Raw genomic sequence first — 19,537 nt, forward strand, 5'->3', positions numbered from 1 at the left:
CACGACGCCGAGGCGAGCGGTCCTGATGCTGGAGGACGGTCGCAGCTTCGTCGGCGAGGCGTACGGGGCGATCGGCGAGACCTTCGGCGAGGCCGTGTTCTCCACCGGGATGACCGGCTACCAGGAGACGCTGAGCGATCCGTCGTTCCACGGCCAGGTCGTCATCATGACCGCCCCGCACATCGGCAACACCGGCGTCAACGACGAGGACTACGAGTCCGAGCGGATCCAGGTCGCCGGGTTCGTCGTGCGTGACCCCGCCCGGCGGGCCTCCAACTGGCGCGCCCGGGGCACGCTTGACGACGCGCTGGCCGCGGCCGGCGTGGTGGGGATCAGCGGGATTGACACCCGGGCGCTGACCCGTCACCTGCGTGAGCTCGGCTCGATGCGCTGCGGGATCAGCAGCGTGCTCGACGCCGACGCCGACGCCGACGCCGACGCCGACGGTGGCCCGGTCGGCACGGGCCCGGGTTCCGGCGCGGACGGCGAGCGGGCGGCGGCGCTCGACGCCCTGCTCGACCGGGTCCGCGCCTCCCCGGAGATGCTCGGCGCGGATCTTGCGCCCCGGGTCTCCACCCCTACCCCCTATGTGGTGGAGGCGGTGGCGGGCGCCGCGCTGTTCAAAGTCGCCGCGCTCGATCTCGGCATCAAGCGCGCGACGCCGGCCGCCATGGCCGCGCTGGGCTGCGAGGTGCACGTGCTGCCGGCCCGCACCATCGGCGAACAGCTGCTGGCGCTCGAACCGGACGGGGTGTTCCTGTCGAACGGTCCCGGCGACCCGGCGGCGGCGGACTATGCGGTTGACGCGCTGCGGACGGTGCTGCGGGCTGGTGTCCCGGTGTTCGGGATCTGTTTCGGGCACCAGCTGCTGGCCCGCGCTCTCGGCTTCGAGACGTACAAGCTCACCTACGGCCACCGCGGCGTGAACCAGCCGGTCGGGGACATGGCGACCGGGCGGATCGCGGTCACCAGCCAGAACCACGGGTTCGCCGTGCGGGCGCCGCTGACCGGGGTGACCGACACCCCGTTCGGCCGGGTGGTGGTCAGCCACCGCGGCCTCAACGACAACGTCGTCGAGGGATTGGAGTGTCTGGACGTGCCGGCCTTCAGCGTGCAGTTCCATCCGGAGGCCGCGCCGGGGCCGCATGATGCCTCCCCGTTGTTCGAGCGGTTCCGCGCTTTGATGGCGGACACCCGGGAGCGTGGCGAGAGATCTGTCGGGAGTGAACGATGAGTGGTTCGACGAGCCAGGGGTCCCCGCGGATCAGGAGCGCAGCGAGCGATCCGCGGGAAAGGCTGAGCAGTGTCCTGGTCCTCGGCTCCGGGCCGATCGTGATCGGCCAGGCGTGCGAGTTCGACTACTCGGGTACCCAGGCCTGCCGGGTGCTGCGCGCGGAGGGCCTGCGGGTCATCCTGGTCAACAGCAACCCGGCGACAATCATGACCGATCCGGAGATCGCGGACGCGACCTACGTCGAGCCGATCACCTCGGACATCGTCGCGAAGATCATCGAACGGGAGCGGCCCGACGCGATCCTGGCCACCATGGGTGGCCAGACCGCGCTGAACACCGCTGTCGCCCTGCACGACGCCGGTGTTCTGGACCGCTTCGAGGTCCGTCTGATCGGCGCGAATATCGACGCGATCCGCGCCGGGGAGGACCGTCAGGCGTTCAAGGACATCGTCGCCGCGGTCGGCGGCGAGACCGCGCGCAGCGCCATCTGCCACACCGTCGCCGAGTGCCTGACCGCCGGGGAGGAGTTCTCCTACCCGGTGGTCGTGCGACCCAGCTTCACCCTCGGCGGCGCCGGCAGCGGCTTCGCCCATGATTCCGGCGAGTTGCGCCGGATGGCGGCGGACGGACTGGCCGCGAGCCCGTCGACCGAGGTGCTGGTGGAGGAGTCGGTCCTCGGCTGGAAGGAGTACGAGCTCGAGCTGATGCGCGACCGCGCGGACAACGTGGTCGTGGTCTGCTCGATCGAGAACGTCGACCCGATGGGGGTGCACACCGGCGACTCGATCACGGTGGCGCCGGCGATGACCCTGACCGACCGCGAGTACCAGCGCATGCGGGACATGGCGATCGCGGTGATGCGGGCCGTCGGCGTCGACGCCGGCGGCTGCAACATCCAGTTCGCCGTCGACCCGGCGACGGGCCGGCAGGTGGTCATCGAGATGAACCCCCGGGTGTCGCGGTCCTCGGCGCTGGCGTCGAAGGCGACCGGCTTCCCGATCGCGAAGATCTCGGCGAAGCTCGCGCTCGGATACACCCTTGACGAGATCCCCAACGACATCACCCGCACCACGCCCGCGGCCTTCGAGCCGGCGCTGGACTACGTCGTGGTGAAGGTGCCGCGGTTCGCGTTCGAGAAGTTCCCCGGTGCCGACCCGACGCTCACGACGACGATGAAGTCCGTCGGCGAGGCGATGGGGGTTGGCCGCAGCTTCGCCGAGGCGCTGCAGAAGGCGCTGCGCTCGATGGAGGCCCCGGGCTCGGTGTTCTCCTTCGTCCCGCCCGAGGCGGACGCCGCCGACCTGCTGGAAGCCGCGCGGGTTCCCCACGACGGCCGGTTGCGTACCGTCCAGCAGGCGCTGCTCGCCGGCGCGGATCCCGACGAGGTCACCCGGGTCACCGGGATCGACCCGTGGTTCGTCGACCAGCTCGTCTTCCTCAACGAGACCGCGGCGATGATCAGCCGCAATCCGGCGGGCATCCGGCGGGCCAAGCGAGCCGGGTTCTCCGACGTCCAGCTCGCCGAGATCCTCGGCACCTCCGAGGACGTGGTCCGGGCGTTCCGCCACCGCACCGGCATCCGGCCGGTGTTCAAGACCGTCGACACCTGCGCGGCGGAGTTCGCCTCCGAGACTCCGTACCACTACTCCGCTTACGACGCCGAGACCGAGGTCGCGCCGAGCGAACGGCCGCGGGTGATCGTGCTCGGCAGCGGGCCCAACCGCATCGGCCAGGGCATCGAGTTCGACTACGCCTGTTGCCATGCGGTGATGGCGCTCTCCGGCGCCGGCTATGAGACCGTCATGGTCAACTGCAACCCGGAGACGGTGTCCACCGATTACGACACCGCCGACCGGCTCTACGTCGAGCCGTTGACGGTCGAGGACGTGCTCGAGGTCGTCCACGCCGAGCAGCAGGCCGGGCCGCTCGCCGGGGTGATCGTCCAGCTCGGCGGGCAGACCCCCCTCGGCATCGCCGCGGCGCTGGCCGAGGCGGGCGTGCCCGTCGTGGGCACCCCGCCGAAGGCGATCCATCTGGCCGAGGACCGCGGGCTGTTCGGGCGTGTGCTGGCCCGGGCGGGCCTGCCCTCGCCGCCGCACGGGGTGGCGACCTCTTTCGCCGAGGCGCGCACGGTGGCCGAGCGGATCGGGTACCCGGTGCTGGTGCGGCCGTCCTACGTGCTCGGCGGGCGCGGCATGGAGATCGTCTACGACGACACGATGCTGCGCGACTACATCGATCGGGCCACCGCCATCTCCCCGGAACATCCGGTGCTCGTCGACCGGTTCCTCGACGACGCGGTGGAGATCGACGTCGACGCCCTCTACGACGGGGAGACGCTCTACCTCGCCGGGGTGATGGAGCACATCGAGGAGGCCGGGGTCCATTCGGGCGACTCGGCCTGCGTCCTGCCGCCGATCACGCTGGGCCGTTCGGAGCTCGACCGTATCCGGGCGTCCACCGAGGCGATCGCGAAGGGCGTCGGGGTGCGGGGCCTGCTCAACGTCCAGTACGCCCTGCAGTCCGATGTGCTCTACGTCCTGGAGGCCAATCCCCGGGCGTCGCGGACCGTGCCGTTCGTCTCCAAGGCCACCGCGGTGCCGCTGGCCAAGGCCGCTGCCCGGGTGATGCTCGGCGCGACCATCGACGAGCTGCGGGCCGAGGGCCTGCTGCCGCGCTCCGGCGATGGCGGCACCCTGCCGCTGGACTCGCACATCTCGGTCAAGGAGGCCGTGCTGCCCTTCGGGCGCTTCCGAGACGCCGGTGGCCGCGGCGTCGACACCGTACTCGGGCCGGAGATGAAGTCGACCGGTGAGGTGATGGGCATCGACGACGGCTTCGGTACAGCGTACGCCAAGTCTCAGGCCGCCGCGTACGCCTCGCTGCCCACCTACGGCCGGGTGTTCGTCTCCGTGGCCAACCGGGACAAACGGGCGATGGTTTTTCCGATCAAGCGGCTCGCGGATCTCGGTTTTGTCGTCTACGCCACCGAGGGGACCGCGGACGTGCTGCGGCGCAACGGGGTTAAGGCGGTCGTCCTCGGTAAGCACTGGGCCCCCACCGAGGGGCTACTCGACTGTGTCGAGATGATCACATCCGGGCAGATCGACCTCGTCATCAACACCCCGTGGGGGGTCGGCCCGCGCCTGGACGGCTATGAGATCCGCACGGCCTGTGTGAGTGCCGGGGTTCCGTGCATCACCACGATCCAGGGTGCGGCGGCCTGTGTTCAGGGCGTGGAAGCGCTGGTACGGGGGGAGCTGGGGGTCCGATCGTTGCAGGAATACCACGCGGCGCTGCGGCAGGCGTGGGGCGGGGGACAACCGGGCGGCTCGCCGCCCGGATCCTCCGGCTCTGTGGCGCCTGAGTCTGCCGCGCCTGAGTCTGCCGCGCCTGAGTCTGCCGCGCCTGAGTCTGCCGCGCCTGAGTCTGTGGCGCCTGAGTCTGCCGCACTCGGACCGGCGGCCAGGACGAGCAGATGAGCGCCGGCCGGAGGAGCTCCGATGGGAGGAGCGCCGCCGCGCCCCGCTTCACCCCGCCGCGGGGCCGGGCGCCGCTGGCGGTCGCGCTGGATGCCCCGGACGCCGCGACCGCGCTGCGCTGGGCCGCCGCGGTCGCACCCACCGCGGCCGTGCTAAAGATCGGTCTGGAGCTGTTCTACCGGGAGGGCCCGGCAATCGTGACGGCGCTGCGCGCGGCCGGCGTGCTCGCTGGGGCCGGCGGCGCGACGCACGCCGCGGGCGGCGCCGGAAGCGCCCCGGAGTTGTTCCTCGATCTCAAACTGCACGACATTCCCGCCACGGTCGCCGGGGGAATGCGCTCAATCACCCCGTTGGGCCCTCGTTTCGTGACCGTGCATGCGGCTGGGGGGGCGGCGATGATACGTGCGGCGATCGAGGCGGCCCCGGATGTCGAGGTAGCCGTCGTGACCGTACTCACCTCGCTGGATGTGGCGGCGCTCAGCGCGATCGGGCTCGCCGGACCCCCTTCCGACGCCGTCCGCAGGCTTGCCGTGCTTGCGGTCGAAGCCGGTGCGCGCACCCTTGTGTGCAGTCCGCGGGAGGTTCGAATGGTCCGTATGGAGCTTGGTAGCAATGTGACTCTCATCACCCCAGGAGTGCGACCGGGGGGGTCGGAAACCGGCGATCAGGCCCGAACCGCGACGCCGGAAGCTGCCCTTGTGGGGGGTTCTGACCTGGTCGTGGTGGGTCGCCCGATCACCGGTGCGTCCGATCCCGGGGTCGCCGCGAGGGCCGTCGCCGCAGGTCTCGGCGCTGCCAGCAGGGCTGTTGACCTGCTGTGACGCCGAGGGGACCAGGGTGTGTTCGTCCTGGTGCGGTACGAAGCGGTACGGTGGGGCCGCCGTAGACCGAAAGGGTGCGGCACGAGTGGGCCACCCCTTTCGTCCGTCAAAGCCTTCTCTTGTGCTGACAATATGTTCGCATCAGAGTGTTATGGCCAAGGCTGGACTGAGGAGCCCCTTCCTCGCTAGTTTGCGCGGCGCGATCACCGAATTGAGGAGGCGTACCCGTGCCCCTGCCGCCCCTAACGCCCGAGCAGAGGGCCGCCGCCCTCGAGAAAGCAGCGTTGGCTCGTAAGCAGCGTGCGGAACTCAAGGAGCGGTTGAAGAAGGCGGAGACCACTCTGGCCGCCGTCCTGGAACAGGCCGAGGCTGATGAGGTCGTCGGCAAGATGAAGGTTTCGGCTGTTCTGGAGTCGCTTCCCGGAGTGGGGCGCGTACGCGCCCAGAAGATCCGGGAACGGCTCGGGATCAGTCCGACCCGCCGGCTGCGGGGACTCGGCGCCAAGCAGCGTGCCGCACTCCTCGAGGAGTTCGGCATGGCCTGATCCGGTGGGGTGGGAAAACCACTCCGCCAACCCGGATCATGGTTACGGCGGGTAGCGGCGTTGACGGGAGGGTGGCGTCACTCACATTCTTCCGGCGATGTCGCCCTTCCTTCCGGTCGGATCGGGGGGCGGCATTCTTTACCTCCCCCGATCCGGCCGTCCCTGGGAAACCAGTCCCGTCCTCGTGTCCTTCGGGGACTGATGACCGGGTGCGCGCCGACTGACCGAGAGGTCCTATCGTGGTGCCCGTGGGTCTTACAGTGCTGTCCGGGCCGTCCGGAGTCGGGAAGGGCACCGTCGTCGCGGCAGTCCGGGAACGTCACCCCGAGGTCTGGGTCTCGGTCAGTGCCACCACGCGGCCACCGCGTCCGGGTGAGACCGACGGTGTCGAGTACCACTTCGTCGACGCCGAGGAGTTCGCCCGGATGGTCAAAGCCGGGGAGTTCGTCGAGCACGCGATGTTTGCCGGACACGCCTACGGCACCCCCCGCCGCCCGCTTCTCGAAAGGCTCGCCGCAGGCGTGCCCTGCCTGCTGGAGATCGAGCTGCTGGGCGCTCGGCAGGTGCGCTCGGCGATGCCACAGGCCCGTTTCGTCTTCCTCGCCCCGCCCACCTTCGACGAGCTTGTCCGTCGGCTGACCGGTCGGGGGACCGAGCCACCCGAGGTCATCGCCCGCCGGCTGGACCGGGCGCGCATCGAACTCGCGGCCGAGACGGAGTTCGACGACGTGATCGTGAACGACGACGTGCGGTCCGCGGCGGCCCGCTTGGTAGCATTGATGATCGGCTCGTAGGTCCGGCCCACCGGTCGCCCGCGCAGCCGACATCTCCGTACAGCCGACATCTCCGTACAGCCTCCTCCGTGCAGCCCGCCCTGCCCCGCGCAGCCTGCGCTCTGCACTGTCCGGACGGCGCAGCCGCCTCGGACGTCCCATTCCGGAAGGACATCGTGGCCGGTACCGTCGCCCATCCCGAAGGCATCACTAACCCCCCCATCGACGAGCTCCTCGAGGCGACCGACTCGAAGTACAGCCTGGTCATCTACGCGGCGAAGCGAGCTCGTCAGATCAACGCCTACTACTCGCAGCTCGGTGAGGGTCTGCTGGAGTACGTCGGCCCGCTGGTCGAGACGACCAACGCGCAGGAGAAGCCGCTGTCGATCGCGCTGCGTGAGATCAACGCCGGCCTGCTCACCCACGAGACCGTCACCGACAGCCTCCCGCCGGTCTCCTGATGTAGGACGATGACCGAGATGCCCGACGCCGAGATGCCTGACGCTGAGATGCTCGACGCTGAGCGATCCGGCACCGGGCCGTCCGGCACCGGGCCCGGCCCTCGGCGTCCCCGGGTCGTGCTCGGTGTGGCGGGCGGCATCGCCGCCTACAAGGCGGTGGAGGTGCTCCGCCGGTTCACCGAGTCCGGCCACGAGGTCCGGGTGGTGCCCACGCCGTCGGCGCTGAGGTTCGTCGGCGCGACGACCTGGGCGGCGCTGTCGGGGAACCCGGTCACCACGGACGTGTGGGACGACGCGGACGAGGTCGCCCATGTCCGGATCGGCCGCGAGGCCGACCTCGTCCTCGTCGCGCCGGCCACCGCGGACCTGATGGCCCGCGCGGCCGCCGGGCGCGCCGACGACCTGCTCACCGGCACCCTGCTGACGGCGACCTGCCCGGTCGTCTACGCGCCGGCGATGCACACCGAGATGTGGCAGCATCCGGCCACCCGGGCGAACGTGGCGACCCTGCGGGCGCGGGGAGCGGTGGTGGCCGAGCCGGCGGTGGGCCGGCTGACCGGCGCCGACTCGGGTCCGGGCCGCCTGCCGGAGCCGGCGGAGATCGCCGCGCTCGGCATGGCGGTGCTGGCCCGGGGTGCAGCCGGGCTGCGGCCCGATCTTGCCGGCCGGCATGTCCTGGTCACGGCCGGCGGCACCCGGGAGCACCTCGACCCCGTCCGGTTCCTCGGCAACGCCTCGAGCGGCCGTCAGGGGTACGCCGTGGCCAGGGCGGCCGTGGCGCGGGGAGCCTCCGTCACGGTGGTGGCGGCGAACGTCGCGCTGCCCGAGGTCGCCGGCGCCCGCACGATCCCGGTCACCTCCGCGGCGCAGCTGCGCGATCGGGTCCACGAGGTCGCGCCCTCGGCGGACGTGGTCGTTATGGCGGCCGCGGTCGCCGACTTCCGCCCTGGGGCGCCACAGGCCTACAAGATCAAGAAGGAGTCTGCGGCCCCGGGCTCCATCCCGCTCGTGGCGAATCCCGACGTGTTGGCCGAGCTGCTGGCGAACCGCCGGCCCGGTCAGGTTCTCGTCGGTTTCGCCGCCGAGACCGGCGGCCCCGGCGGCGGGGTACTCGACCACGCCCGGGCCAAACTGGCGCGCAAGCCGGTCGACCTGCTCGTGGTCAACGAGGTCGGCGCCGGCCTCGGATTCGAGGTGGAACACAACGCCGCCGTGGTACTGGACCCCCGCGGTGGCGAGACGGCCATCGAGCGCACGAGCAAGGACCTCCTCGCGCATCGGATCCTCGACCTCGTGGTCGGCCTTACGGCCGATCGGACCGATGGAACGCCCGCCGAGGCGCTGCGTGTACCCCTCGCGGCACCTCGGTAAGCTTCGTCGGAATCAACCGGATCACCCAGGGGGTTAGTCCAGTGGCGACGCGCCTGTTTACGTCCGAGTCCGTCACCGAGGGGCATCCGGACAAGATCGCCGATCAGATTAGCGACTCGATTCTCGATGCCATGATCAAGGATGACCCGAAGAGCCGGGTCGCCGTGGAGACACTCATCACGACGGGTCAGGTCCACGTCGCCGGCGAGGTCACCACAAAGACCTACGTCGACATCGCCTCCGTCGTCCGCGAGCGCATCCTGGAGATCGGTTACGATTCCTCCAAGAAGGGCTTCGATGGCGCGTCCTGCGGCGTCAGCGTGTCGATCGGCGCGCAGTCCCCGGACATCGCCCAGGGCGTCGACACGGCGCACGAGACCCGCGTCGAGGGTTCCGCCGACGACGAGTTCGACCGGCAGGGCGCCGGCGACCAGGGCCTGATGTTCGGGTTCGCCTGCGACGAGACCCCTGAGCTCATGCCGCTGCCGATCGCGCTGGCGCACCGCCTCGCCAGGCGGCTGTCCGCGGTCCGCAAGGAGGGCCAGGTCGGCTATCTGCGCCCGGACGGCAAGACCCAGGTGACCATCGAGTACGTCGACGGGAAGCCGGCCCGGCTCGACACAGTCGTCGTCTCCTCCCAGCACGCCGCCGATATCGACCTGGACACCCTGCTCGCGCCGGACATCGCCGAGTACGTCGTCGAGCCGGAGCTGGCCCTGCTCGAGATCGCCACCGAGGGGCGCCGGCTGCTGGTCAACCCGACCGGCCGGTTCGAGATCGGCGGCCCGATGGGTGACGCCGGCCTGACTGGCCGTAAGATCATCGTCGACACCTACGGCGGTTACGCCCGCCATGGCGGTGGCGCCTTCTCCGGCAAGGACCCGTCCAAGGTCGACCGCTCCGCCGCGTACGCGATGCGCTGGGTCGCCAAGAACGTCGTCGCCGCGGGTCTCGCCAGCCGCTGCGAGGTCCAGGTGGCGTACGCGATCGGCAAGGCGCAGCCGGTCGGCCTGTTCGTGGAGACCTTCGGCACCGGAACCGTCCCGGACAGCCAGATCCAGGACGCGGTGACGAGCGTGTTCGACCTCCGTCCCGCAGCGATCATCCGGGATCTGGACCTGCTGCGGCCGATCTACGCCCAGACGGCCGCCTACGGCCACTTCGGTCGCCCCGAGCTCGATTTCACCTGGGAGTCCACCGCACGCGCCGAGGCTCTCCAGCGCGCCGTCAAGGGCTGACCCGACGCTCGTCTCCCGCCCCTGCGGGACCCCTGTCACGCGGGTCCCGGGAGCGGATCGGGAGATCGGGGAGGTCGGGGAGGTCGTGTCCCGCCGGTCGCCGTCCCGGCGAGGGAACGGGGTCGGAGGATGTCGTAGGCGGCTGGTACGAATGCCGTCATGACCGAGCACCCCGGCGCCCTCCCCGACCTCAGCCCGTCAGCGGCCGGCCCGTCAGCGGCCGGCCCGGCGGCGGCCGGCCCGGGGGGTGCCCGGTCGGGGGCTTCGCGGTCGGGAATTTCGCGCTCCGCGGGTCCCGGTTCGCCGCGGCCGCTCGCCGCGCGGCTGCCGGTGGCGCGGGTTGCCGTCGACACTCCGCTCGCCCATCTCGACCGCCCCTTCGACTACCTCGTGCCGGCGGACCTGGCTGACCTGGCGGTGCCGGGGTCCCGGGTCCGGGTCCGGTTCGCGGGCCGGCTGGTCGACGGGTTCGTGCTGGAGCGTCGCGAGAGTTCCGACCATTCCGGTCAGCTCGCGCCGCTGGCCCGGTCGATCTCGCCGGAGCCTGTGCTGTCCGAGTCCGTCGCGAAACTCGCCCGCGCGGTTGCCGATCGTTACGCCGGCACGCTGGCCGACGTCCTCCGGCTCGCCGTGCCTCCCCGCCACGGCCGGGCGGAGGTTGTCTCACCGAGGCTTGAGGCTGTGCCGCCGGGGCCTGAGGCTGTGCCGCCGGAACCCGGCGAGTGGGGCCGCTATCCCACGGGTCCGTCGATGCTCACCGCCCTGGCTGCGGGCAGGTCACCGAGGGCGGTCTGGTGGGCCCCGCCCGGCCCCGCCTGGCCGGAGATGATTGCCACCGCGGCCGCCGCTACGGCGGCGTCCGGTCGCGGCGTACTCGTCGTCGTACCCGATCATCGTGATGTCGATCGGGTCGAGGCGGCGATGGTCGCCGCGGTCGGTCGGGAGACCACCATCGCACTGCGGGCCGATCTAGGCCCGGCCCGGCGGTATCGCGCGTTCCTCGCGGTCAGCCGCGGACAGGCGCGGGCGGTGGTGGGTACCCGCGCGGCGATGTTCGCGCCCGTGGCCGAGCTCGGCTTGGTGGTGGTGTGGGATGACGGTGACGACCTGCATGCTGAGCCGTTGGCCCCGTACCCGCACGCCCGAGACGTCGCCGTCCTGCGCTCCCGGCTCCAGGGGTGCGCGCTCGTGATCGGCGGGTTCTGCCCGTCGACGGACGCCGAGGCGCTGGTGCGCACGGGGTGGGCGCACCCGGTGGTGCTGCCCCGGGAGCAGGTACGCGCGCTGGCTCCCCGGGCCGAGACCACCGGCTCCGACCTCGAACACGCCCGTGACCCCGCCGCCCGGGCGGCGAGGCTGCCCTCCCTCGCGGTGCGGACCGCCCGGGATGCGCTGGCGGCCGGTCTGCCGGTACTGGTCCAGGTGCCGAGGAGGGGATACCAGCCGTCACTGGCCTGCGCGGCCTGCCGGCGGCCCGCCCGGTGCCCGCACTGTCAGGGGCCGCTGGGCCGGGCGGCGGGCGGTGGTGCGCTCTCCTGCCGGTGGTGCGGCCGTCCGGTCGCCGCGGCGGTCTGGCACTGCCCGTCCTGTTCGGGCCCGCGGCTGCGCGCCTCGGTGACGGGAGATCGTCGTACGGCGGAGGAACTGGGGCGGGCCTTTCCCGGCGTCCCGGTCCGCACCTCCGGCCGGGACGGGGTGCTCGCCACCGTGCCCGCCGAACCGGCCCTCGTCATCTCGACCCCGGGGGCGGAGCCCGTGGCGGACGGCGGCTATGGGGCGGTGCTGCTCCTCGACGGCTGGGCTCTGCTGGGCCGTCCCGACCTGCGTGCGGGGGAGGAGACTCTGCGCCGGTGGACCGCCGCCGCCGCGCTCGCCCGGCCCGCCGCGCGCGGGGGGCGGGTCATCGTCGCGGCCGACGCCGGACTCGGGCCGGTCCAGGCGCTCGTCCGTTGGGATCCCGGCACGTTCGTCGCCCGGGAGGCCGACGAGCGGGCGGAGCTGGGGTTCCCGCCGGCGACCCGGATGGCGTCCGTAGCGGGCACCGCCGCGGCGGTTGCGGAGCTGCTGGCCGCCGTCGAGCTTCCCGACGGTGCCGATGTGCTCGGGCCGGTACCGCTGCCCCCCGCACCGTCCGCGCGGGCCGTTCTCGACGGCGCGAACCAGGGCGATCCGTCCGCCGTGGGCGCCGGGCAGCGCGGCCCCGACAGCGCCACCTCCGGCCCCGAGGAGATCGAACGGGTCCTGATCCGGGTCCGCCGCGAGCGCGGCGCGGCCCTGGCGGCCTCGCTGCGATCCGCTCGCGGCGTCCTCGCGACCCGGCGAACCACCGGCCGGTTACGGATCCAGCTCGACCCCCTGGTCCTCGGGTAGCGCCGGCATGTGGTCCTCGGGTAGCGCCGGCGTGGTCTGGTTCGCACCGCCTGGCGTGGCCCCGCGCACCACGGCCCGGCTTCGCGCCATGGCTCATGATCCCCGGTCGCGGGCCCGGCCCGGACCGCGGCCGTCCGCCACCTCCGAGCGCCGGCGGGGTACGGTCGTCGGCGGCGACAGGCCTGTGGACGTCAGCCCGTACTCCCGGCCGGAGAACGGCGGGATGGTCCCGGCCCGGTCGGACACCTCGGATCGATGACCCCCGGAGACGGTCACGGCGTCGGCAATGACGTCGCGACGGATCGGTGCTTCGCGTATGCGTCTTGTTTTCGCCGGTACCCCGGCGGTGGCTCTGCCCAGCCTGCGGGCGTTGATCGACAGCTCGCGCCATGACGTGGTCGCGGTTGTCACCCGGCCCGATCGGCCCTCCGGGCGGGGGCGGAAGGTGAAGCCGCCCCCCGTCCACGTCCTGGCCGACGAGGCCGGCATCCCGGTGCTCAGCCCGGACCGGCCCCGGGACCCGGAGTTCCTGGCCACGCTTGCCGGCCTCGCGCCCGACTGCTGCCCGGTGGTGGCCTACGGCGCGCTGCTACCGCCTGCGGCGCTCGCTATTCCCCGCCACGGCTGGGTGAACCTGCACTTCTCCCTGCTGCCGGCCTACCGCGGGGCGGCTCCGGTGCAGCGCACCCTGCTCGCCGGGGACGACCTGACCGGCGCGAGCGTCTTCCAGATCGAACCGGCGATGGACTCCGGTCCGGTCTACGGTGTCCTCACCGAGCGGGTTCGGCCGACGGACACCTCCGGTGACCTGCTGGACCGGCTCGCCGAGGCTGGCGCCGGGCTGTTGGTCGCGGTGATGGACGGCATCGCCGACGGGACGGTACGGCCCGTGGCCCAGCCCGCCGAGGGGATCTCCTTCGCGCCGAAGCTGACCGTCGAGGAGGCCCGGATCGACTGGACGAAGCCGGCGATCGTGGTGGATCGGCTGGCGAGGGCCGCCACTCCCGCGCCGGGAGCCTGGACGACGTTCCGCGACCGGCGGCTCAAGATCGGCCCGGTGCGCCTCGGTGCGGTGCCCGGTCGGTCGGCCGGGCCGGTAGCGCTGCCCGCCGGGCTGCCGGCGGGGGGGCTGCCGGCGGGTCAGATCATGGTGCTCCCCGGCGGGGACGTGGCGGTCGGCACGGGCACAAGCCCGGTGCTCCTCGGCGAGGTACGTCCCGAGGGGCGAGGCCCGATGGCGGCCGCCGCCTGGGCCCGCGGGGTCCGGATCGCCGAGGGGGAGACCCTCGGCGAGATCGGCGCACGGACCGCTGCCGGCGCCGCCGGCGGTGGCCCGGCCGGCGGTGGCCCGGCCGGCGGTGGCCCGGCCGGCGCGATGCCAATCAGTGGAGGAACGTCGTGAGATCGGCCGGTTCGCCGGGCACCCGTGGGCCCCGGCCAGCGTCAAGCGTCGACCGGCCGCGGCTGCTGGCCTGGGAGGTGCTTCGGGCGGTGGACGACCGCGGCTCCTACGCCAACCTGCTGCTGCCGTCCCTGTTGGCGGGCAGCGGACTGTCCGCCCGGGACCGCGGGTTCGTCACGGAGCTCGCCTACGGTTCCCTGCGCGCGCAGGGCACCCTCGACGGGGTGCTCGACACGGCGACGAGTCGACCCGTCCACACCATCGACCCGCCGGTGCGCGACGCGCTGCGCCTGGGCGCCTACCAGCTGCTGCGGACCAGGGTCCCGGCCCGCGCGGCCGTGGCCAGCACCGTCGAGCTGGTCCGCACGACGAGCGGCGAGCGCCCGGTCCGCTTTGCGAACGCCGTGCTGCGTCGGGTGGCCGCCCGGGTGGCCGAGACCGGCGGCGATCTCGCCACGATGCTGTCCGCGCCGCAGTTCGATGTCGACCCTGTCGGTCACCTGGCGGTCGTGACGACGCATCCCCGCTGGATCGTCGAGGTCGTCGCGGAGGCCCTGGCCGGCGACCTCACGGCGACCCGCGCCGCGCTGGAGGCAGACGACGCCCGACCCGCGGTACACCTGGTCGCCCGTCCGGGCCGGGTGGACCGTGACCAGCTGCTCGCCGAGGCCGCGCAAGCAGGTCTGACCGCCCGGCCCGGCTCCTATTCGCCGTATGCGGTACGCCTCGACGGCGGGGACCCGGCGGGGCTGCCCGCCGTGGCCGCGGGCGCGGCCGCCGTGCAGGACGAGGGCAGCCAGCTCGTCACCCTGGCCTTGGCCCGCGCGGCGACGGTGGGCCGCGACCTCGGGCTGACCGTCGACTTGTGCGCGGGTCCCGGCGGGAAGGCGGCCCTGCTCGCCGCGCTGCTCGGCGGCTCCGCCTCATCGGACAGGCTGGGTCTGCCGGACAGGCCGGCCCTGATCGCGGTCGAGCCCCGGGCGGCCCGGGCGGCCATGGTGGCCCGGTCCCTGGGCGGCGCGGCGCGGGCCTGGACGGTGCGCGCCGACGGCCGGGCGGCGCCCCTGCGGCCCGATGGGGCCGACCGGGTGCTGGTCGACGTCCCCTGCACCGGCCTCGGAGCACTGCGGCGTCGGCCGGAGGCCCGGTGGCGGCGGACCGCGGCCGATGTGGCCGCGCTCGTCCCGCTCCAGCGTGCGCTGCTCGTTGCCGCGCTCGACCTGGTCCGCCCGGGCGGGGTGGTGGCGTACGCGACCTGTTCCCCGCACCCGGCTGAGAGCGTCGAGGTGGTGCGTGGCGTGGCCGGACAACGCGCCGACACCTCCATCCTCGATGCCCGCCTGACCCTGCCGGAGGTCGACCGGCTCGGTGACGGCCCGTTCGTTCAGCTCTGGACGCATCTCCACGGCACGGATGCGATGTTCGTCGCCCTGCTGCGCCGGGTCGACAGCTGAGGCGTCGGACCCGGGAGCCGATACCCTCGCGAAATGGCCACCGCGCAGATCTACCCCAGCCTGCTCGCCGCCGACTTCGGCCGGCTCGCTGACGCGGCCCTGGCGGTCGAGGGGCAGGCTGACTGGCTGCACGTTGACGTGATGGACTACCACTTCGTCCCGAACCTGGCGTTCGCGCCGGACACGGTGACGGCCCTGCGCGCGGTGACGGATACTCCGCTCGACTGCCATCTCATGATCGACGATCCCGACCGCTGGGCGGCCGGGTACGCCGAGCGCGGCGCGGCGAACGTCACCATTCACGCCGAGGCCGTGTCCGACCTGCCCCGCACCACCAGGGCGATCCGGGCGGCCGGGGCCCGCACCGGCCTCGCCGTGAAGCCGAACACCCCGATCGAGCACTATCTCGACGACCTGCACCGGTTCGACCTGCTGCTGCTGATGACCATCGAGCCGGGTTTCGGCGGTCAGACGTTCATGACCGAGGTGTTGCCGAAGATCGAGGCCGCCCGGCGCCTGCTCGACGCCCGTGGGCTGGACCTATGGCTGCAGATTGACGGCGGGGTCAACGCCGAGACGATCGAACGGGCCGCGGTGGCGGGTGTGGACGTGTTCGTCGCCGGCACGGCCGTCTTCGGGGCGGCCGATCCGGGCCAGGCCGTCGAGCGGCTGCGTGAGCAGGCGCTGCGGGCGGCGCCCCGGCTGTCCCCGCCCGCGCCACGCTCGGCGGTTGGGCCGGCGTGACCGCGTCCGGCGGCTTCACCGGCGTCCGGCGGCTTCATATGCCAGACTTGAGGCAGTACAACCAACAGCACGCGCGCTCCGGGGTCGGTGAAACTCCGAACCGGCGGTGACAGTCCGCGACCCGTCCGCAGGTACTGGGACGGCTGACCCGGTGGAATTCCGGGACCGACGGTTAAAGTCCGGATGGGAGGATGCGCGCGGGCCGAGTGCCCGTGGTGGTCGTTGACCGCTCGCGGGCGCGTGCCGGCGTGAGCGTGCCGGCGTGGTCCCGCGTGGTTTTCTCCTCGCCCAGGGTGCGGGTGCCCGGGAGCGAGGGGCACGGGTCGGATGTTTACCGGCATCGTTGAGGAACTCGGCGTGGTGACCGCGGTGGATGCGCGGTCGGAGTCGGCGGCACTCACCATCGCCTGTCAGACGGTTCTGGGTGATGTGAGTCACGGCGCGTCCATCGCCGTCAACGGTGTCTGTCTCACGGTGACCTCCTTCGCCCGCCCGGGGCTCGATGGGGGCGCCGAGACCGGTACGGCCGGCGGCCCACCCGGCACAACGGACGGCCCGTCGGCGTTCACTGCTGACGTGATGCGAGAGACGCTGGTGCGTTCCTCTCTCGGGAAGCTCACCGTCGGTGACCGGGTGAATCTCGAACGTCCCGTCCGGCTGGCGGACCGGCTGGGAGGCCACCTGGTCCAGGGGCACGTCGACGGCGTCGGCGCGGTCCTCGACCGGCAGCCCGGTGAGGGCTGGGAGCTCGTGCGCATCGCGCTCCCCGAGGGGCTCGACCGCTACCTCGTGGAGAAGGGCTCGGTGACGGTGGACGGGGTGAGCCTGACCGTCGTCGACATCTCGCCGGCCGGTGGCAACTCACCGGCCACCTTCACGGTCAGCCTGATCCCCACCACGCTCGAACTGACCACGCTGGGTCGCCGCGCGCCGGGTTCCCTGGTCAACATCGAGGTCGACGTGCTGGCCAAGTACGTCGAGAAGCTGCATGCCGGCCCCATCGAACCGAACGGACGACACCGATGACGACATCCGCGGCCGGCGCCTCCTCGACGGCCACCCTTCCCGCCGGTGTCCTTCCCGCCGGCTATGCCGACGTGCGGTTCGCCGCCATCGAGGACGCGCTCGCCGAGATCGCCGCCGGCCGCCCGCTCGTCGTCGTCGACGACGCCGACCGGGAGAACGAGGGTGATCTGATCTTCGCGGCGGAGGCCGCCACACCCGAGCTGGTCGCGTTCATGACGCGGTACACCTCCGGTGTGATCTGCGTGCCGATGGACGCCGCCGACACCGACCGGCTCGAACTGGACCAGATGGTCCCGCACAACACCGAGCGGATGGGCACCGCGTTCACCATCACCGTGGACGCCCGCGACGGCGTCTCCACCGGGATCTCCGCCGCCGACCGGGCCCGCACCATCCGGTTGCTGGCCGACCCGCAGACCATGCCCGGCGACCTGAGCCGGCCGGGCCACATCTTCCCGCTGCGCGCCAAGGATGGCGGGGTGCTGCGCCGCCCCGGCCACACCGAGGCCGCGGTCGACCTCGCCCGGCTCGCCGGGCTGCGGCCGGCCGGTGCGATCTGCGAGATCGTGAACGACGACGGGACGATGGCCCGGCTTCCCCGGCTCGCCGAGTTCGCCCGCGAGCACGGGCTGCTGCTGATCTCCATCGCCGATCTCATCGCCTACCGTCGGCGGACCGAGAAGCAGGTGGTGCGGGTCGCGGAGGCATCGCTTCCGACGCGTTACGGGGCGTTCCGGGCGGTCGGGTTCCGCAACATCCTCGACGGCGTCGAACACATCGCGCTGATCCGAGGCGAGCTCGGTGACGGCGAGGACGTGCTGGTCCGGGTGCACAGCGAATGCCTCACCGGGGACGTCTTCGGCTCCCGGCGCTGCGACTGCGGAACCCAGCTCGACGCGGCACTGCGCATGATCGCGACCGAGGGGCGCGGGGTGGTGCTCTACATGCGGGGCCACGAGGGCCGGGGCATCGGCCTGATGCACAAGCTGCGGGCCTACCAACTGCAGGACGCCGGCCACGACACCGTCGACGCCAACCTCGCGCTGGGCCTGCCGGCCGACGCCCGCGACTACGGCACCGGAGCCCAGATCCTGGTCGATCTCGGCGTGCGCGGCCTCCGGCTGCTGTCCAACAATCCGACGAAGCGGGCCGGGCTGGAGGGTTACGGCCTGCGCATCGTCGAACTCATCGGGATGCCGGTCACCCAGACGCCGGAGAACCTGCGCTACCTGACCACCAAGCGGGACCGGATGGGACATGTCATTCCCGGTCTGCCCGGCCTTCCGGGTCTACCCGGCATGTCCGATCTGCCTAGGGCCGTGGGCGAGGACGAGCCGGCCGGCTCGCGCTGGATCCCGGGGGTGCCGGGGGTGCCGGGGGCGTCGAGGGCGTCGAGGGTGCCCGTCACCTCCGGCTGCACGGCCATCGCGGGCGGCGCGGGCCCGGGTACGCCCGCCGGGGCCGACTGTGCCGAGGGGGAGGGTCTGTGAGCGGCCTCGGGGCTCCCGCGGAGGTGCTTCCGCCCGTCGCGGGCATGCGGTTGGCGGTGGTCGCCACCCGATGGCACGCCGAGATCACCGATGCGCTGCTTGCTGGCGCGCTGCGCGCCGCGAAGGACACGGGCCTCGCGACGGCACCCACCGTCGTGCGGGTCTCCGGTGCGGTCGAGCTTCCCGTGATCGCCGCCGCGCTGGCGGCGCGGCATGACGCCGTCGTCGCCCTCGGTGTCGTTATCCGGGGCGGCACCCCCCACTTCGACTACGTCTGTCAGTTCGTCACCGCGGGGCTCGCCCGCGTCACCCTCGACGCCCGCGTCCCCGTCGGTTTCGGCGTGCTCACCTGCGACACCGTCGAGCAGGCCCGGGACCGCGCCGGGCTGCCCGGGTCCAGCGAGGACAAGGGCCGGGAGGCGACCCTGGCCGCGCTGGGCACCGCCGCGGTGCTGCGCGATCTGGAACTCGCCGGCTGAGCTCCCACGCCATCACTGGCCGGAACGTTCCGCATCAGGAGTTCACACGCACGGTGCGAGGCCGATCCGTCCGCGTGACATGCTCTCGGTATGGTGTTGCCGTCACATGGCGATTCGAAGTGGATCGGGTGTGCCGGTGGTGTGTTCGCTGCTCGTGGCTCTGATTCCGGCTGTCCCGATCAGTCTGTCCCGATCAGTCCGGTGCTCTTGTCGGGACGGCCGGTTACACGAGACTGTGGTCTCACGTCGTATCGGTGCCCTTGCGCTCTGGCGTCATACTTCGCGGTGGGATCGGAGGAGGTCCCGTCGGCCGGTACACATGGGGGCGGGGTGGCGCGGATGGTAAGTCACGGTGGGAGTTGGAACGGTGACGAGACGTCGGCGTCGACCGGCCCGGTCGGAGGGAATCCGGAGGTCGGGGAACGGATCGCGGCCGGGCCCGGCCGGCGGGATCCCGGCGCGACCGAACCGGGTGATGGCGGGGACGCGCGCCCCATCTCGCTGCTCGGCCTACGACTGACCGAGCCTCAGACGCCCCGTAACGCTCTGGTTACCCGTCGTCCCATCCGGTCACGTCCGGGCGTGACCCGTTCGGAGCCCGGTGCCGGTCGGACGGGGGGCCCCTCCGGGGGGCGCGGGAGCACGGC

15 protein-coding genes and 1 riboswitch are annotated in these 19,537 nt (G+C 72.5%); all 15 genes read left to right on the forward strand.

The window, feature by feature from the left end; all coding sequences use genetic code 11:
- Window positions 1–25 precede the first annotated feature (25 nt).
- Window positions 26–1,234: a glutamine-hydrolyzing carbamoyl-phosphate synthase small subunit gene (gene carA, locus AC08OV_RS10840; protein ID WP_476613186.1), complete on the forward strand. Its 1,209-nt coding sequence runs from the start codon at window positions 26–28 to the stop codon at window positions 1,232–1,234.
- Window positions 1,231–4,716 carry a carbamoyl-phosphate synthase large subunit gene (carB, locus tag AC08OV_RS10845; protein WP_476613177.1) on the forward strand — a complete coding sequence of 1,162 codons (3,486 nt, stop codon included), beginning with the start codon at window positions 1,231–1,233 and terminating at the stop codon, window positions 4,714–4,716. Before carA ends, carB begins: the two co-directional genes overlap by 4 nt.
- A complete protein-coding gene (gene pyrF / locus AC08OV_RS10850; protein ID WP_476613178.1) occupies window positions 4,713–5,537 on the forward strand; it encodes an orotidine-5'-phosphate decarboxylase in 825 nt (274 codons plus the stop codon). Before carB ends, pyrF begins: the two co-directional genes overlap by 4 nt.
- A gap of 227 nt (window positions 5,538–5,764) precedes the next feature.
- A complete protein-coding gene (mihF, locus tag AC08OV_RS10855; protein WP_011437581.1) occupies window positions 5,765–6,082 on the forward strand; it encodes an integration host factor, actinobacterial type in 318 nt (105 codons plus the stop codon).
- Window positions 6,083–6,330: 248 nt separating this feature from the next.
- Window positions 6,331–6,876 carry a guanylate kinase gene (gene gmk / locus AC08OV_RS10860; protein ID WP_476595132.1) on the forward strand — a complete coding sequence of 182 codons (546 nt, stop codon included), beginning with the start codon at window positions 6,331–6,333 and terminating at the stop codon, window positions 6,874–6,876.
- 155 nt (window positions 6,877–7,031) lie between these two features.
- Entirely contained in the window at window positions 7,032–7,316 is a 285-nt protein-coding gene (rpoZ, locus tag AC08OV_RS10865; protein ID WP_462186068.1) for a DNA-directed RNA polymerase subunit omega, read from the forward strand.
- A 48-nt stretch (window positions 7,317–7,364) separates the two neighbouring features.
- Entirely contained in the window at window positions 7,365–8,687 is a 1,323-nt protein-coding gene (gene coaBC, locus AC08OV_RS10870; protein ID WP_476613187.1) for a bifunctional phosphopantothenoylcysteine decarboxylase/phosphopantothenate--cysteine ligase CoaBC, read from the forward strand.
- 41 nt (window positions 8,688–8,728) lie between these two features.
- Entirely contained in the window at window positions 8,729–9,925 is a 1,197-nt protein-coding gene (metK, locus tag AC08OV_RS10875) for a methionine adenosyltransferase (RefSeq protein ID WP_476613179.1), read from the forward strand.
- Window positions 9,926–10,084: 159 nt separating this feature from the next.
- Window positions 10,085–12,295 carry a primosomal protein N' gene (locus tag AC08OV_RS10880; protein ID WP_476613180.1) on the forward strand — a complete coding sequence of 737 codons (2,211 nt, stop codon included), beginning with the start codon at window positions 10,085–10,087 and terminating at the stop codon, window positions 12,293–12,295.
- A gap of 316 nt (window positions 12,296–12,611) precedes the next feature.
- Window positions 12,612–13,697 carry a methionyl-tRNA formyltransferase gene (fmt, locus tag AC08OV_RS10885; RefSeq protein WP_476613181.1) on the forward strand — a complete coding sequence of 362 codons (1,086 nt, stop codon included), beginning with the start codon at window positions 12,612–12,614 and terminating at the stop codon, window positions 13,695–13,697.
- Window positions 13,694–15,151: an RsmB/NOP family class I SAM-dependent RNA methyltransferase gene (locus AC08OV_RS10890; protein WP_476613182.1), complete on the forward strand. Its 1,458-nt coding sequence runs from the start codon at window positions 13,694–13,696 to the stop codon at window positions 15,149–15,151. Before fmt ends, AC08OV_RS10890 begins: the two co-directional genes overlap by 4 nt.
- A 33-nt stretch (window positions 15,152–15,184) precedes the next feature.
- Window positions 15,185–15,895, forward strand: a complete 711-nt coding sequence (gene rpe / locus AC08OV_RS10895) for a ribulose-phosphate 3-epimerase (RefSeq protein WP_476613183.1) — start codon at window positions 15,185–15,187, stop codon at window positions 15,893–15,895.
- A gap of 69 nt (window positions 15,896–15,964) precedes the next feature.
- Window positions 15,965–16,094, forward strand: a riboswitch (FMN riboswitch).
- Window positions 16,095–16,222: 128 nt separating this feature from the next.
- Entirely contained in the window at window positions 16,223–16,921 is a 699-nt protein-coding gene (locus AC08OV_RS10900; RefSeq protein WP_476613184.1) for a riboflavin synthase, read from the forward strand.
- On the forward strand, window positions 16,918–18,411 hold the full coding sequence (locus AC08OV_RS10905) for a bifunctional 3,4-dihydroxy-2-butanone-4-phosphate synthase/GTP cyclohydrolase II (RefSeq protein WP_476613185.1): 1,494 nt from the start codon (window positions 16,918–16,920) through the stop codon (window positions 18,409–18,411). The genes AC08OV_RS10900 and AC08OV_RS10905 overlap by 4 nt, the downstream gene beginning before the upstream one ends.
- Window positions 18,408–18,890 carry a 6,7-dimethyl-8-ribityllumazine synthase gene (gene ribH / locus AC08OV_RS10910; RefSeq protein ID WP_462186897.1) on the forward strand — a complete coding sequence of 161 codons (483 nt, stop codon included), beginning with the start codon at window positions 18,408–18,410 and terminating at the stop codon, window positions 18,888–18,890. Before AC08OV_RS10905 ends, ribH begins: the two co-directional genes overlap by 4 nt.
- Window positions 18,891–19,537: the final 647 nt, after the last annotated feature.

Source organism: Frankia sp. CeTa3Moorea (genome assembly GCF_978021225.1).

What these genes read in the sequence shown, in the direction of transcription:
- carA (WP_476613186.1), top strand. Translation starts at nt 26, where the DNA reads ATGCTGGAGGACGGTCGCAGCTTCGTCGGCGAGGCGTACGGGGCGATC.
- carB (WP_476613177.1), top strand. Translation starts at nt 1,231, where the DNA reads ATGAGTGGTTCGACGAGCCAGGGGTCCCCGCGGATCAGGAGCGCAGCG.
- pyrF (WP_476613178.1), top strand. Translation starts at nt 4,713, where the DNA reads ATGAGCGCCGGCCGGAGGAGCTCCGATGGGAGGAGCGCCGCCGCGCCC.
- coaBC (WP_476613187.1), top strand. Translation starts at nt 7,365, where the DNA reads ATGCTCGACGCTGAGCGATCCGGCACCGGGCCGTCCGGCACCGGGCCC.
- AC08OV_RS10880 (WP_476613180.1), top strand. Translation starts at nt 10,085, where the DNA reads ATGACCGAGCACCCCGGCGCCCTCCCCGACCTCAGCCCGTCAGCGGCC.
- fmt (WP_476613181.1), top strand. Translation starts at nt 12,612, where the DNA reads ATGCGTCTTGTTTTCGCCGGTACCCCGGCGGTGGCTCTGCCCAGCCTG.
- rpe (WP_476613183.1), top strand. Translation starts at nt 15,185, where the DNA reads ATGGCCACCGCGCAGATCTACCCCAGCCTGCTCGCCGCCGACTTCGGC.
- AC08OV_RS10900 (WP_476613184.1), top strand. Translation starts at nt 16,223, where the DNA reads ATGTTTACCGGCATCGTTGAGGAACTCGGCGTGGTGACCGCGGTGGAT.
- AC08OV_RS10905 (WP_476613185.1), top strand. Translation starts at nt 16,918, where the DNA reads ATGACGACATCCGCGGCCGGCGCCTCCTCGACGGCCACCCTTCCCGCC.